This window comes from Bathymodiolus heckerae thiotrophic gill symbiont (genome assembly GCF_900128515.1).
GTDB lineage: Bacteria > Pseudomonadota > Gammaproteobacteria > PS1 > Pseudothioglobaceae > Thioglobus_A.
In genome coordinates this window covers 1-14943 of record NZ_FQTP01000040.1, presented here as the reverse complement: position 1 = coordinate 14943, position 14943 = coordinate 1, and the positions used below count along the sequence as shown (strand labels likewise).

The 14943-nt window shown below is 38.7% G+C and carries 16 protein-coding genes; 6 read left to right on the top strand and 10 right to left on the bottom strand.

The genetic code is table 11. From position 1 onward, the window contains the following. Positions 1-217 precede the first annotated feature (217 nt). The 5 genes from BTHERMOSOX_RS06270 (at position 218) to BTHERMOSOX_RS06250 (ending at position 6119) form a co-directional block, all read left to right on the top strand. The gene (locus tag BTHERMOSOX_RS06270) at positions 218-706 is read left to right on the top strand and encodes a metallophosphoesterase family protein (RefSeq protein WP_138120256.1); all 489 of its coding nucleotides are present in this window, start codon (positions 218-220) and stop codon (positions 704-706) included. Positions 707-791: 85 nt separating this feature from the next. Further along, positions 792-2036 carry a 6-phosphofructokinase gene (locus BTHERMOSOX_RS06265; protein ID WP_138120255.1) on the top strand — a complete coding sequence of 415 codons (1245 nt, stop codon included), beginning with the start codon at positions 792-794 and terminating at the stop codon, positions 2034-2036. A gap of 25 nt (positions 2037-2061) precedes the next feature. Next, positions 2062-2712, top strand: a complete 651-nt coding sequence (adk, locus tag BTHERMOSOX_RS06260; RefSeq protein ID WP_138120254.1) for an adenylate kinase — start codon at positions 2062-2064, stop codon at positions 2710-2712. A gap of 84 nt (positions 2713-2796) precedes the next feature. Continuing rightward, positions 2797-3960, top strand: coding sequence for a hypothetical protein (locus tag BTHERMOSOX_RS06255; protein ID WP_138120253.1), 1164 nt, complete (start codon positions 2797-2799; stop codon positions 3958-3960). Between the two features lie 134 nt (positions 3961-4094). Beyond that, complete coding sequence (locus BTHERMOSOX_RS06250; RefSeq protein ID WP_138120252.1) at positions 4095-6119, top strand: sodium-translocating pyrophosphatase; 2025 nt, start codon at positions 4095-4097, stop codon at positions 6117-6119. Positions 6120-6236: 117 nt separating this feature from the next. Here BTHERMOSOX_RS06250 and BTHERMOSOX_RS06245 read toward each other — a convergent pair whose 3' ends face one another. From BTHERMOSOX_RS06245 to lptC, 9 genes are all read right to left on the bottom strand, one after another. Then, complete coding sequence (locus tag BTHERMOSOX_RS06245; protein ID WP_138120251.1) at positions 6237-6608, bottom strand: hypothetical protein; 372 nt, start codon at positions 6606-6608, stop codon at positions 6237-6239. A gap of 4 nt (positions 6609-6612) precedes the next feature. Continuing rightward, positions 6613-7119, bottom strand: coding sequence for an FKBP-type peptidyl-prolyl cis-trans isomerase (locus tag BTHERMOSOX_RS06240; protein ID WP_138120250.1), 507 nt, complete (start codon positions 7117-7119; stop codon positions 6613-6615). A 6-nt stretch (positions 7120-7125) separates the two neighbouring features. Continuing rightward, entirely contained in the window at positions 7126-7491 is a 366-nt protein-coding gene (locus BTHERMOSOX_RS06235) for a hypothetical protein (protein ID WP_138120249.1), read from the bottom strand. Between the two features lie 161 nt (positions 7492-7652). Next, a complete protein-coding gene (gene aprA, locus BTHERMOSOX_RS06230; RefSeq protein ID WP_138120248.1) occupies positions 7653-9545 on the bottom strand; it encodes an adenylyl-sulfate reductase subunit alpha in 1893 nt (630 codons plus the stop codon). Next, entirely contained in the window at positions 9532-10023 is a 492-nt protein-coding gene (gene aprB / locus BTHERMOSOX_RS06225) for an adenylyl-sulfate reductase subunit beta (protein WP_138120247.1), read from the bottom strand. Before aprB ends, aprA begins: the two co-directional genes overlap by 14 nt. A gap of 31 nt (positions 10024-10054) precedes the next feature. Next, a complete protein-coding gene (locus BTHERMOSOX_RS06220) occupies positions 10055-10885 on the bottom strand; it encodes an adenylylsulfate reductase (protein ID WP_138120259.1) in 831 nt (276 codons plus the stop codon). 252 nt (positions 10886-11137) lie between these two features. After that, positions 11138-12346: a sulfate adenylyltransferase gene (gene sat, locus BTHERMOSOX_RS06215; protein ID WP_138120246.1), complete on the bottom strand. Its 1209-nt coding sequence runs from the start codon at positions 12344-12346 to the stop codon at positions 11138-11140. Positions 12347-12466: 120 nt separating this feature from the next. Continuing rightward, a complete protein-coding gene (gene lptA, locus BTHERMOSOX_RS06210; RefSeq protein ID WP_138120245.1) occupies positions 12467-12949 on the bottom strand; it encodes a lipopolysaccharide transport periplasmic protein LptA in 483 nt (160 codons plus the stop codon). Then, positions 12942-13709, bottom strand: a complete 768-nt coding sequence (gene lptC / locus BTHERMOSOX_RS06205; protein WP_249360626.1) for an LPS export ABC transporter periplasmic protein LptC — start codon at positions 13707-13709, stop codon at positions 12942-12944. Before lptC ends, lptA begins: the two co-directional genes overlap by 8 nt. On the opposite strand from lptC, the gene thiE reads away from it, so the two are divergent. Beyond that, a complete protein-coding gene (thiE, locus tag BTHERMOSOX_RS06200; protein ID WP_346654944.1) occupies positions 13708-14286 on the top strand; it encodes a thiamine phosphate synthase in 579 nt (192 codons plus the stop codon). The genes lptC and thiE overlap by 2 nt on opposite strands. A 268-nt stretch (positions 14287-14554) precedes the next feature. On the opposite strand, the gene BTHERMOSOX_RS06195 is transcribed toward thiE, so the two are convergent. Further along, positions 14555-14770, bottom strand: coding sequence for a hypothetical protein (locus BTHERMOSOX_RS06195; RefSeq protein WP_138120244.1), 216 nt, complete (start codon positions 14768-14770; stop codon positions 14555-14557). Between the last annotated feature and the right edge of the window lie 173 nt (positions 14771-14943).

Here is a 14943-nt window from a genome sequence, read left to right as displayed (position 1 = left end):
TGTTGATTGTTTGTCTGCTCAATCCTGTTAATTCCTTGATTTGAACTGCGTTCAAATCAAGAGAAAAATACTTAATTATTTCTCTAAATCTCTTCTCTGAAATACGGGAACGATTTACATACTTGTTCTTTACTTTCATAACGGTACTTTAACATGATTTTAAATATGCTTGGGTTGTCATGACCCTAAAAAATTTCCTAGTGTATAATTTGACAACATGAATTTCCCTATCAAAATTGGCATCCTTTCTGACACTCATGGCTTTATCCATACACAGATTATTGAGCTTATTGCCCAATGCGATATTGCCATTCATGCTGGGGATATTGTGGATGATACAACTTTATTGGCGCTCAAGCCAAGACATCGATTGATAGCTATTCAAGGCAACAATGACAGTCATTTAACTCAGCTAAAAAAAGTAGAAAAAATTGACCTACTAGGCGGTATTATTTGTGTTGATCATGGGCATATGCATGGGAATAAAATTCCTTCACATGATTCATTAAAAAATACATACCCTGATGCCAAGATGATTATTTATGGGCACACTCACAAACAAATTATCGAACAAGACTCAAACCCTTGGATTGTTAATCCAGGCGCTGCAGGAGAGACTCGCAACCACGGTGGCTCAAAATGCCTAATACTCACCATTAAATCAGCCAATGATTGGCAGATCATTCCTTACGTTTTTGACGGGTAATAGTTGACAAAACTGTTAAAAAATCAAGTGCATAGCAATCAGCAATGTATAATTAATGCTTTTTTATAAGTAAATAGGAACAACCATGAAAAATGCTTTTTATGCACAATCAGGCGGTGTAACTGCAGTAATTAACTCTTCAGCATGTGGCGTTATCGAAACAGCTCGCAAATATCCAAACAAAATTGGCAAGGTATATGCGGGTCAAAACGGCATCATTGGCGCCTTAATGGAAAACTTAATTGACACCTCTAAAGAATCTGATGCTGATATTGCAGCTCTAAAGCATACGCCTTCTGGTGGTTTTGGTTCTTGTCGTTATAAAATGAAATCTTTAGAAGCTAACAAAGCTGAATACGAAAGATTAATCGAAGTATTTAAAGCGCACGATATTGGCTACTTCTTCTACAACGGTGGTGGCGATTCGGCAGATACCTGTTTAAAAGTTTCTCAATTGTCTGAGTCTATGGGTTACCCAATTCAAGCGATTCATGTACCAAAAACAGTAGACAACGATTTACCAGTGACAGACAATTGCCCAGGTTTTGGCTCAGTTGCTAAGTACATTGCTGTTTCCACCATGGAAGCTAGTTTTGACGTTGCATCAATGTGCGCCACTTCAACTAAGATTTTTGTACTAGAAGTAATGGGTCGTCATGCTGGTTGGATTGCTGCTGCAGGTGGCTTGTTAGATGATTCAATTCCAGTGGTTATCTTATTCCCTGAAGTTAAATTTGATGAAAAGAAATTCTTAGCGAAAGTAGATGCAAATGTTGAAAAATTCGGTTACTGCACAATCGTGGTTTCTGAAGGTACACAATGGCCAGATGGTCGCTTCCTAGCAGAGCAAGGTACTCGTGATGACTTTGGTCATGCACAATTAGGTGGCGCCGCTCCAGTTGTTGCAAACTTAATTAAAGAAGCATTAGGCCACAAGTTCCATTGGGCTGTTGCTGACTACTTACAACGTGCTGCGCGTCACTTAGCATCAGAGTCTGATGTTGAACAAGCCTATGCATTAGGCGAGGCGGCAGTTGAGCTTGCTATGCAAGGTAAAAACTCAGTAATGCCAGCTATTATTCGTACATCAAATAACCCGTACACTTGGGAAATTGGCATGGGTGAATTGAAAGATATTGCTAACGTTGAAAAGATGATGCCAATGGAGTACATCTCTGAAGATGGCTTTGGTATTACAGATGCTTGTCGCGAGTACTTACAACCATTAATTGAAGGTGAAAACTACCCTCCATACAAAAATGGCCTTCCTGACTATGTAGTGATGAAGAAAGAAATGGTTGCAAAAAAACTTCCAACTTTCGAAGTTTAATCTACTTCAGTAAAGCGAAACAAGCATGAATGTAATCTTACTAGGTCCTCCAGGCGCAGGCAAAGGCACCCAAGCAACTAACATTTGTCAAAAGTATGATATCCCTCAGATCTCTACTGGTGACATGTTGCGCGGGGCTGTTAAAGCTGGCACACCTTTAGGTGTTGAAGCTAAAAAAGTAATGGATGCTGGTGGCTTGGTGTCTGATGATATTATCATTGGATTAGTGAAAGAAAGGATTCAAGAAAGTGACTGTGAAAATGGCTTTTTATTTGATGGATTTCCACGTACTATCGCTCAAGCAGAAGCTTTGAAAACTGACAACGTTAAAATTGATTATATTGTTGAGATTCAAGTGCCTGATGAAGGTATTATTACCCGCATGTCGGGTCGTCGTGCTCATTTAGCTTCTGGTCGTACTTATCATATTGTTTACAACCCACCAAAGGTTGAAGGCATTGATGATATTACCGGCGAGGAGTTGGTTCAGCGTGCTGATGATAATGAAGATACAATGCGTTCACGCCTAGAGGTTTATCATGAGCAAACTCAACCATTAGTAGATTACTACAAAACCTGGATGAGTATCGATGATAGCGCACCAAAATATGGCTCTGCTATTGGCGTTGGATCACTTGATGAAGTTAAAGATCGTGTTTATGCACAGTTAGGCTAGGACTTTCGAAGTTCTAACTAAACTGAGGGCTTATGTCGTAATGGCATAAGCCTTTTTTATATTTATTTAAACCCAGAAGTTATAATGAAAATTGGACCAAGACAAATAAGCGTACCCTTTAGACCTATTCCGCTAGATGTTCCGGAAGGTATGAAGCCGAATGAGTTTTTTAACTCTTCAGAAAACTTAGCCGACCTTGCGCAAAACAACGGTTTACTTATTAATAATGAAGATTTACTTCTCTATCGTAAAGCACTAGGACACTCAAACTTATTTGATTGCTCTGTTATTTACAATACCTCAAAGAGTATTCTAAACCCGTTGGGACGACCAGTTAGGCGTACGCAAGTGCCAAATAGTGTTAAAAACACTTGGAACAGAATGAATCAAATCATCATTGCTTTCATGCTTGAAGAGTTTCCTGATGCTGATAAATATTTGATTCTCGCTGGTGAAGCCTCATTAGATTCAACTTGGCCAATCACCTCTCCAGGCGTTCCAAGTATTCGCATGCTTCATAATCACTTTATTGTGTTCGACAAAAAGCAACTAGAAAATGCTGAATTATCAGATCCAAAAAATCCAAATCTAACTGATGGTGGCCAGCACTCATTGTTTGCCAACTATATGGAAGAGGTTTATGCTGAATTTCAATCTAAGCTTGCTTTCGATATCCTTAAGCCGATTGCTGGTGAAGCATCAAGCTTGTCATTAACTGGATATCCTCAAGGCCTACCAAGTTGGGAAGTTACTGGTGGCATCGACAGTTTAAAAAATGTTAAATTTTGGGATGAGTATGATCTAGTGCTAAAAGGATTTTTAGATTTTTACCGTACCTTCTTTTCTCAAGTATCTTGTCGAAATTCTGAGGTACCTAAAGAGGCTTACTTTCCAGAGTTAATCGAAAATACCCTACTATTTAATACCTGCTTTTTATCGGCCGCCAAAAAAGTACGTGACAAATGTATCGATGATCCAAAATATTCTTCATCAATTCGCTGGCAGCCTGCTTTTAAGCAATTAATTTATCGTAATGATCAAGGAAAACTTATTGTTACCATTTCACAAAATTCAATCGGCAACGCCATTACTGAATTATTAGGTGTCGTAGTTAAACGCGTACCAGATGCAGATGCATATGAAGCTGCTGAACCAGCACTACTCGAGAAATTACTCAAGCTTCGGTCAAGACTGGTTGAGGCTGACTTGGGCGAAGGCATTGAAACTAAATATTGGAAGAAAGATTAACTTTAATCAAAAAAAGATTTTTTTATTTAAATGGCTCGTTTATCGGGCCATTTTTTTTATTTAGATCAATGAGTTAGGTTACAATTCTTTGCGGGAGAAAATATAAATATAACTTAAAAGGAGAAAAGAAAGTAATGGATACATTAACCATGGCCATCGGGGCTTCAATTATTGCTGTTTTATACGGCTTATACACAATGTCTTGGATTTACAAACAACCACCAGGCAGTGAAAAAATGAAAGAAATTTCAGATGCAATTGCAGAGGGTGCTAGTGCTTATCTGAATAGACAATACACAACCATTGGTATGGTTGGTGTCGTTCTATTGATCGTAATCACTTACTTCTTAGGAATGTCGGTTGGTATTGGCTTCTTAATTGGCGCTGTGCTATCAGGTTTAACAGGCTATATTGGCATGAACGTATCAGTTAAATCTAACTGTCGTACTGCTGAAGCTGCTAAAAACGGCATGAATGCTGCTTTCCAAGTTGCCTTTAAAGGTGGTGCAATCACCGGTATGTTGGTAGTTGGCTTGGCATTGTTGGGTGTTTCTGGATTTTACATGGGCTTGACTGCTTTTGAAATCCCACAAAAAGAAGCATTACACGCATTGATTGGCTTAGCATTTGGCGGCTCATTAATTTCAATTTTTGCACGTTTAGGTGGTGGTATCTTTACTAAAGGTGCTGATGTTGGTGCTGATATTGTTGGTAAAGTTGAAGCTGGTATTCCAGAAGATGATCCACGCAACCCTGCAGTAATTGCAGATAACGTAGGTGACAACGTAGGTGACTGTGCAGGTATGGCGGCAGACTTGTTCGAAACTTATGCAGTAACTATTGTTGCAACAATGATGCTTGCAGGTGTTTTGGGCTTAGGTGAAAGTGCCATTCTTTATCCATTAGCGTTAGGTGCTGTTTCAATCATTGCTTCTATTATTGGTACTTTCTTTGTTAAAGTGGCAGATGGCGGCTCTGTCATGGGCGCTTTGTATAAAGGCTTAATTGTATCTGCAGGTTTAGCAGCAATTGCTTTTTACTTTGTTACGACGGACATGGGCATGGGCATGAATTTATTCTACGCATCATTAATCGGCTTAGGATTGACTGCTGTCATGGTTGTGGTTACTGAATACTACACTGCAACTGAACATAAGCCAGTACAACATATTGCAGAGGCTTCTAAAACAGGTGATGGTACGAATGTTATCGCTGGTATTGGCTTAAGTATGAAATCTACAGCAATTCCTGTATTAGCCGTTTGTGCTAGTATTTGGGGTGCGCATGCATTAGGCGGTCTATACGGTATTGCTATTGCAGCAACTGCCATGTTGTCTATGACGGGTGTTATTGTTGCATTAGACGCCTATGGTCCTATTACTGATAATGCCGGTGGCATTGCTGAAATGGCTAACCTACCTGAAGAGATTCGTAATATTACAGATCCACTAGATGCAGTAGGTAATACAACTAAGGCAGTAACTAAAGGCTATGCAATTGGTTCAGCAGGTTTAGCAGCATTAGTATTGTTTGCTGACTTTACTAATGAGTTAAATACTAGAGTCGGATTTGATCCAATCAGCTTTGACTTGTCAAACCACATGGTAATTATTGGCTTGTTCTTAGGTGGTTTAGTACCTTATTTATTTGGTGCAATGGCAATGGAGGCCGTAGGTCGTGCAGCAGGTGATATTGTTGAAGAAGTGCGTCGTCAATTTAGAGAGATGCCAGGCATTATGGATTACACGCAGAAGCCTGACTACTCAAAAGCAGTTGATATGTTAACCAAATCAGCGATTAGAGAAATGATCGTACCATCAATGCTTCCGATTCTATTCCCAGTAGCTGTTGGTTTACTACTAGGTGCTGAAGCGCTAGGCGGATTATTAATCGGCTCTATCGCAACGGGTATCTTTGTTGCCATTTCTATGACCACTGGTGGTGGCGCTTGGGATAACGCCAAGAAGTATATCGAAGATGGTCAACTGGGCGAAGGTCATGGAAAAGGATCAGACACGCACAAGGCTGCAATCACAGGTGATACCGTAGGTGATCCGTATAAAGATACGGCTGGTCCTGCGATCAACCCACTGATCAAGATTATCAACATTGTTGCAATCATGATCATTCCTTTATTAGGTGCTCCTTTACTAGGGTAGATTGATTAAAGGATAAAAAAAGCGTGCTATTGCACGCTTTTTTTTCGTCTTATCTAAAATATGGGTAATAAAAAAGGAGTGCAATTGCACTCCTTTTCTTGTATCGCTTATTGTTCTCTAAATGCCCGTACCTTTGTGAATTTGAACATTCATACCTTTGGTATTCTTAGTTAGTACAAAGTCTGCTTGAGCCTTTAATAGCTTATCTGTGCATTCATGTAAATCAGTATATTCATCTTGGCCGGTATCGAATCGTTTATCTTTTAAATAATAGAAAAAACTCTTATATTTATAATTATCCAATTTGATAATAATAAAAGTAGAGTTCGGATCCTCCCAAACTGCAGCTGGAAATAACGTAGGATTTTCTTCGCCTTCTTTTGTTATCTCGATATCAGCAAGGTGAACCTCTTTTTTTTCTTTTCTCCAGCGATTATCAAGATTCTTTTGAATAGTCGTAATTTCAGACTCGGTAAATTCTACACTCATAATATTATGCTTGACTCAGTATCTCTTCTAAACTTGGCTCGGAATCAGTTGTACCGCCCGCTTCCATTTCTTCAATAGTTGCATCACGAACTAATAAAATTTCTAATACAAACTTAACATCACGCCCACACAATGGATTGTTACCATCAATGGTGACTGTTTCATCATCAACTTTGGTCACTAAGAATTCTTTAGGCTGGCCGTCTTTGTTTTCCATGGTCACTTTAGTGCCAATCTTTCGATACTCTTGTGGAACGTTTTCGATTTTATCAATAAAAACTAAAGTCTCATCTCTTGGACCGTATAGTTTTTCAACATCGATTTTAATCTCAATAATATCGCCCTTTTCACGACCTTCTAATTCAGCAAGAACTTGCTTACCTAAAACATCATTAGCGCCATGAACATAACCAACAGGATACTCAATGCTAGAAAAAACACTGTTCGTTTTTTGATCTACTACTTTGTAGATTAATTCAACGTATTTAGACTCTTCAATAAAATCAGACATATTTATTTAAAAAATGGTTGCGCCGAAAATTTTAACAACGTTATCTTCGTAACCTAATACCAGACGACCAAGATACTCACCTGCTTTTTCACTGTTAAGCTTGCCATTATTAGTTTGTCTGTATAAAACAGTAACATGTTCACCACGACGAATCATGCCTAGGTAGTCAGCACCTTTTTCTAAACCTTTGGTAAGCTCACTACGCGCAAATTGCTTTCCCATTTCAACTTCGTTTGCACCACGCAAAAAACCTTCTGAGAAATTACGGGTAAAAGCGCCATAGTTAGCGTTGTTAGAGAATTTAATCAAGTCATCCCAAAAAGGATGGGCAATGGCTAGGATTTCCTCGTCTGTTTTGTCAATAATATTCATTATTTAATACTCCACTCTTTTTAACACTCCCTTAAAGGGCGCTAACTTATATTTTCTTATCTATTGTAAGTCTTTTGTTAAAACCTACAATAGATAAAAAAGACCAATCTGCAATAGATTGGTCTTTTTTATCAAAATAGAAATTTAATTTCTATCTATCTTTACTCATCGTTTACCAAATGGTAACAAGGAGCTTTGCTCATTGTGTACGCACCTGTGTCGCGATCACGATGAGAAACTGTCAATACATGCCAGTTATCATCATCAAGTTTCATTGCATCACCACGGTAGTAGTAACCAGGCCAGCGAGTTTCCTTACGGAAGAACGTATGCTGGAATACACACTCAGAAGTACGATGACGGTGCTTAAGCTCCCATGCACGCATTAACTGGTGAATATCTTCAGCACCTAACTTCTCTAAATCTTCTTCCATGATAGACATTTTCTGCATACCCATGTTTAGAAGCTTATCGTTAGTCATGTAAGAAACTGTTACACCGCCACAGTACTCGTCCATAATCTTTTGAAGACGCTGCAGGCCAGGCATCGGAAGAATGTAGCTCGGAGATACTGTACCAGCAACGATTTCGTTACGGCCAATTCTGTAAGTCTCAAGTGGTTGGAAGATTTGCGCTTTACGATCAGCAATTTGCTTATCAGAAACAACAATACCTTCACCCTTACCGTCGTCAACGTATTGGCAAGCAGCTTTAGCAGCTAGACGACCTTCAGTAAATGAGCCTGATGAGAATGCGTGTGGCGTTCCACCAACAGCATCACCTGCACCAAATAAACCTTCAACAGAAGTCATACGGTTATAACCCCAGAAGTACTCTGGTGGAGATAGATCTGCAGGACCTGAACACCATGCGCCACATGCAGTTGCGTGTGAACCCATAACGTACGGCTCAGAAGTTGTTAACTCAGGGTTAATGTACTTCGGATCGATGTCTGTTGCAGCCCATAATACCGCTTGACCAACAGTCATACCTAGGAAGTTTTCCCAACCAACTTCTTCTAAATGAGGGTCTTGGAATGCTTCCATTGTAACCATATGAATCGGACCACGACCTGCATTTATTTCAGAAATAATTGCAGAAGTACGTAGACAAGTAGGAATTGGACGTGCAGATACATGTGATGCTTCTACATCAAGATAACGCTTGCCAACTCTTTCTTCTAATTCAGGGAACCAGTTAGATTCATACTCTTCACCATAACCATTTTGAGTGTAAGTATGTAAATGTAGGAAGTATGCGCCAACTGGGCCATAACCGTCTTTAAAACGAGCAAGAACGATACGGTTTTCCATTTGTGTCATCTTCGCACCAGCTTCAATTAACAAGCCATATGCAGAACCAGAAGACCATGGAGCGTACCAAACACGACCAGCACCTTCACCTACAGAACGAGGTTTAAAGATATTAGAAGCACCACCAGCACCAACGATAGTCGCTTTAGATTTAAATACGTGGTAGTTACCAGTACGTACGTTAAAACCAACACAACCCGCAACGCGGTTATCTTTAGCATCGTCCATCAACAAGTGAGTAACCATAATACGGTTGTACACTTTGTCAGCTTGCTTAGTCGCAGCTTCAGCAACGATAGGCTTGTATGATTCACCATGAATCATAATCTGCCACTTACCTTCACGCATATATGCGCCTTTAGCAAGACCTTCAGCATTTTCACGCTTAGGATCTTTCATTAATGGTAAGCCCCACTCTTCGAACTTATGTACCGCAGAGTCAACGTGACGAGCCATATCAAAAAGTAAATCTTCACGAACCATGCCCATTAAATCAATACGCGCATAACGTACATGATCTTCAGGATTATTTTCGCCAAAACGAGTACCCATGTAACAGTTAATTGCGTAAAGACCTTGAGCAACAGCACCTGAACGGTTAATGTTTGCTTTCTCAGCGATTACGATTTTCTTGTTACGGCCCCAGTACCTAGCTTCATAAGCGGCACCAGTACCACCTAAGCCAGCACCAACAACAAGAATATCAATGTTGTCTTCTACAATTGTTTTACAAGCTTTCATGGTACTCTGCTCCTATTTTTAATGTTAATTTATTAGTTTTTAGCGTATGCAATCCACCGTCATCCATACGGATGTACTTAGGTTCAAATGCTAATAACTCAGAGTTACGCATTTCAGCTGTAGGCTCATCCAATTCTCTAAAGTCTTGGATTTTAGTTCCCCATGGCTGAGTAGTGATTGGTGATAAGAAGTTCTTAACACGGCCGTCACGGAATTTAACTCTCCATGCGATCGTGCCTTTCTCTTCATCACGAATAGTACGTACACTGTGACCTAGTGGTGCAAAGTCTGCGTAACCACGTACGTCAATAGCTTGGTGTGGACATGCTTTTACACATGAGTAGCACTCCCAACACATGTTAGGTTCAATGTTATAAGCACGACGATATTTTTCGTCAATGTGCATAATGTCAGATGGGCAGATATCTACACAATGTCCACAACCATCACAACGAGTCATATATACAAAAGTTGGCATATTATTTTCTCTCTTAATTAATTAGTTAATATTAGTAGTGCTTAGGCGCTTCGCGCTTAATACCAAGACCCATATCCATTGGCGCATCCTTAAGAAGCTCCATAGAGTGTCTGTTTTGCTGGAAATCATCATCTGCAGCAGTTTTGCCACCAAATCTAGTTTCATGAGGCAAGTTCTCGTTTGTACCATTAGCCTTAATGATGCGCTTGTTGTAAGCTGCAGCAGGCTTGAAGAACATGTGAGAGAATTTAGACCAGTAAACACCACCAAATAATGATGCTGTTGAAAGGATAACTAGCATAAACCAAATGCCTTCGCCGCCACCAACGTAAGACCAACCTAAAGCGGTTACTGATGTTGCCATTAATGATAATGAAAACATGTCTTTTCTAAGTGTAATACTGTTCCATGAAGCGCCTTCTGCTTGACCATCAACTTTAAATGAGAACCAGAACCAAAAAGTACCGATAAACAACATAATTGCACCAGTATTCCATACTTGGGCCAACGTAGCATCAGCTGCATTTTCACCAAAGATAATCATTGCAGTTGCCGCATTGAATAGGATGAAACCATACATAGTTAAGACGTGAACTAAACGACGAACAGGGTTTGCAAATTCACCAGCTGTAGCAACATCTGTTACGATAGTGCTTACAAGAATACCGGCTTTATCGCCAGCACTAAGCTGTGTCAATCTAGTGTCTTCTTTACCGACAGTACAAACTGCATTGCCGGCCGCTAAATCTTTTTCTGCTTTTGCAGCTGCATTAAAGAAATACGTTGTACTTCCTTTATGAATTAGATCTGCAATTGTCATAAGTATTACTAGCGCAATCATTACGATTACATAAGTTTGCATACTCTCATATCCGATGCTTTCCACTAACGTGGCAATCGGTGTGGTACTGAAATTGATCATAGTTTCATCCTCCTTAGGTTAAATCAATTACTTTATTGATACCAAGCTTTCGCTTAGAATTTCTCTCTCTTGTCTTCATCTCACCCAATACAACTTGCAATGGATCAAAATCCAACTATTATACTTAGTTAAAAGTTTGGTTTCAATCAAAAGCCCCTTATTTTCATAAGAGGCCTTTGATTGATATTTTCTTTATTTAGCTGAATGTCCGCTTAACTTGATTTCAACTTTGTCTGCTTCCTTGATTGTTGCGTAGTAGTCTTGTAATACTTTTGCAACTTCTGGACGTGAAAATTCTTCAGGAAGATCTTCGCCATCAGATAACATTTTACGAACTTTTGTACCTGAAAGTAACACGCGATCTTTAGGCTCATGTGGGCATGTCTTCACTGAAGACATTCCACCACATTCATGACACCAGAACGTCCAGTCAATTTTAAGTGGCTTAGTTATTAATGCATCTTCTGCAATTTCATCAAAAATATTATGCGCATCAAATGGGCCGTAATAATCATCAACACCCGCATGATCACGACCAACAATTAGATGTGAACAGCCATAGTTTTGTCTGAATAAAGCGTGTAACAATGCTTCACGAGGGCCAGCATAACGCATATCTAACGGGTAACCAGATTGTAGAATTGTGTTGTCTACAAAGTAGTTTTCAATTAATGTTGAAATTGCTTCTGAGCGAACATCAGCAGGAATATCACCAGCCTTAAGGCCGCCTAATACTGAATGAATCATTACACCATCACAAATCTCTACTGCAATTTTCGCTAAGTATTCGTGTGAACGGTGCATTGGGTTACGTGTTTGGAATGCTGCAACTGTCTTCCAGCCTTTATCGTCAAAGTAAGCGCGAGTTTCAGCTGGTGTCATGTATAAATCACCGAACTTCGCAGGGAATCCACCGTCTGACAATACTTTAATAGGACCTGCAAGGTTGTATTTACCTTGAGCCTTAACCATAACAACACCTGGATGCGCGTCTTCAGTCGTTTTAAATACTGAGTCACACTCATGGTCTTTGTCAATTGTGTATTTTTCAGTCACTGTCATCGTAGCAAGAATGTCGCCTGATTTACCACTAACAATTGTAATTTCATCGCCTGCTTTAACAGCTTCGTCGTCGGTTGAAAATGTTACCGGGATTGGCCAAAATAAGCCGTTAGCCATTGTCATGTTGTCACAAATACCTTGCCAGTCAGCTTTTCCCATAAAACCTTCTAATGGGTTAAAGCCACCAATACCAAGCATAACTATGTCACCTTCCTCTCTAGAAGAGCAAGTAATTTTTGATAGAGTTTCAGCTCTTGCTAATTCTGCTATTAACGCATCGCCTGATAATGCTAATGCATTTAGCGTGTCGCTACCATGTGGTGGGACTAATTTTGACATAGTACAATCCTATTAAGGTTTAAAGAAATAGAAAATTATACCTATTGTGATTTTTTATAAGACCTTGATATAGGGATATTTTTATATATCTCTAATGATATATAAAGTGCCAAAACACTCTTAAAGTTTAATTTTGAATCGAACCCTTTGTGTGCCATCTTTTGATTGTTTTGCAATAACCTTATCATTCTTGATATCATAATCTAATGTGCCGCCACTAAAAGAATCAAACCCTTGGACTAAATGTGCATTGCCACTTAAATGCATCATTTCTTGTTTAATCAAATAAATAATTTTCTCAGCAGTAGCTTCAATAAAACGAGCTTGATTTTGTTGATTTTGTTGATAATGCGCTCGATGTTTTTTATCGCCTTTTGCAACCACTTTGAACACTTCCTTTTGATTACTAAAAATTTGAATTTTTTCAGCGCTTAAGGTTAAAGAACCTTGAACTACACTAGCATTTCCTGTGTAAGTACTGATGTTTTTTTTCTCATCAATCACCACCGTATAAGCTTCTACATTAATAGGCTGATTTTTATCATTCGGCATAGACAATGCATTCACTGATAATAAACAAATGACGATAAAAATTTTATTCATAATAGCCTACCACACCACCTGTTAGCTTAATTTTTTGCTTGGCATCTTCATACATCATTCCTGTGGCTGTAATATTTGCCAACTTTGATTGATAATGTATTTTTTCATCTGTCCGGTACACATCAGAACTGCCAGTTTGATCAATAAATAAATTTTTAGTATTAATAATAGAGCCAGAATCTTGAAACACTTTCACTTTTCCAGACATTTGCATTAATTCTTTTTGAACATGCATGCCCTGAGAAACGATCTTAGTATTTTTACCCAAGTAAGTCACCTGTTTATTGCCAACTATCTCATCACTTTTGGTGCCAACTATCAACTCCGGAGTGTTCATATTTATATTGCTGCCGTCAACTCCCTTAACTTTTACCTTGCCTTGAAATTTGATCTCTCCGCTATCAAGATAATTAGCGCGCTTTGAGCTAAGTGTATATTCTATTTCTCCTTGTTCATTGTAAACACTGACCTTTGGCTCAATTAATAATGCAGGGGTATTTTTAAAATTGAAATAATGGTCAGCCTTAACAAAATGAGACAGACGTTGGTTTCCATCAAATTCTTGTAAGGCGAATTGATCAATTTTTTCTACGTAAGCCACTTCTTGCGAAGTCACTCCATTATCTGTCAACACATCTGGCTTCTGGACGCTAAGCTGTTCAAATGAATAAGACAAGCCTCTCATCAAAAGCCACATGATAGCAATAATCACTATAATGAAAACCGTAATTAATAAATTATGTCTTAATTGAAAATTCATGATGTCATATACAGTTGAAAAAATTCGTGGCATCTACGCCATCACACCTGACGGTCCGATTGACCTCGATCAAATTAGAAAAACAATTTCTCAGTATAATATTAGTATTTTGCAATATCGACGAAAAACCGCTGATGGCGCCTTAAAACTTATTGAAACGACTAAATTACGCCAACTATGCTTACAACATCATACTTTATTTATTATCAACGATGATATTAACCTAGCGCAAAAAGTCAATGCAGATGGTGTGCATCTAGGAAAAAATGACAGCTCCATACAAGCTGCAAAAAATCTACTGGGTGATGATGCAATCATTGGTATAAGCTGTTATAACGACATTAATTTGGCAAAATCTGCCCAACATCAGGGCGCAAGCTACGTAGCCTTCGGTGCACTTTTTGCATCAAGCACCAAGCCAGATGCGCCTACCTGTTCACTTGATGTTATCACTCAAGCAAAAACAGTTATTGATATTCCCATTGTTGGCATTGGCGGCATTGATTTTGACAATCAAGAGCAAGCGCTCAAAGCAGGATGCGACGCAGTTGCCATGATTAACGCTATATTTCAATAAGACTATTTCTAGCAAAGGGGTTGTACTATTTGTATTGCTAGAAATGTGTAAGAAGAATGGGCAGCTGATATTAAAATCTTGAGGAGAGAATAATTAGCAAGCTACCCAAATGAATAACAAACAATCTTGGAGGGAGTAGGTTATTCAGATTATCATTATAAACTAATATATTTATCCACCAATGGCGGTAAACCGCAAAAATTAATCATTAATACCCCAAAGCACTAAACATCGCCTCTTGCGTACTCCACTGTTCTGGCGGTTGCACTTATAGACCTTCGATTGGCATAACAACAAAACTATAGCCTGAATTGCTGTAATCAATTTTGGCACTAGTCTTATTGATAAATAAAATTTTTAACTTATTTTGCTGCTCAACTACTGGATTAAACGCATGAAAGGAGTTTCTAGCCTCTGCCGATAAAATCATAGTCAAAGAGCTGATTAGTAATAATATAGATGTTGATTTTTTAATTAGTCTCATAGTTATTTTCTTTAATCATCTCTCTAAATTAATGATTGTAGTATTTCTTGAATTCGCATAACAAGTGCAATTTTAATTGTAATTAAATAGCCAGTTGTAATAAACTTTGCTATTTTCTTACTACGGGAAATTGCAATGAATTATCAACAACTGACTAACGATGAACGATACCA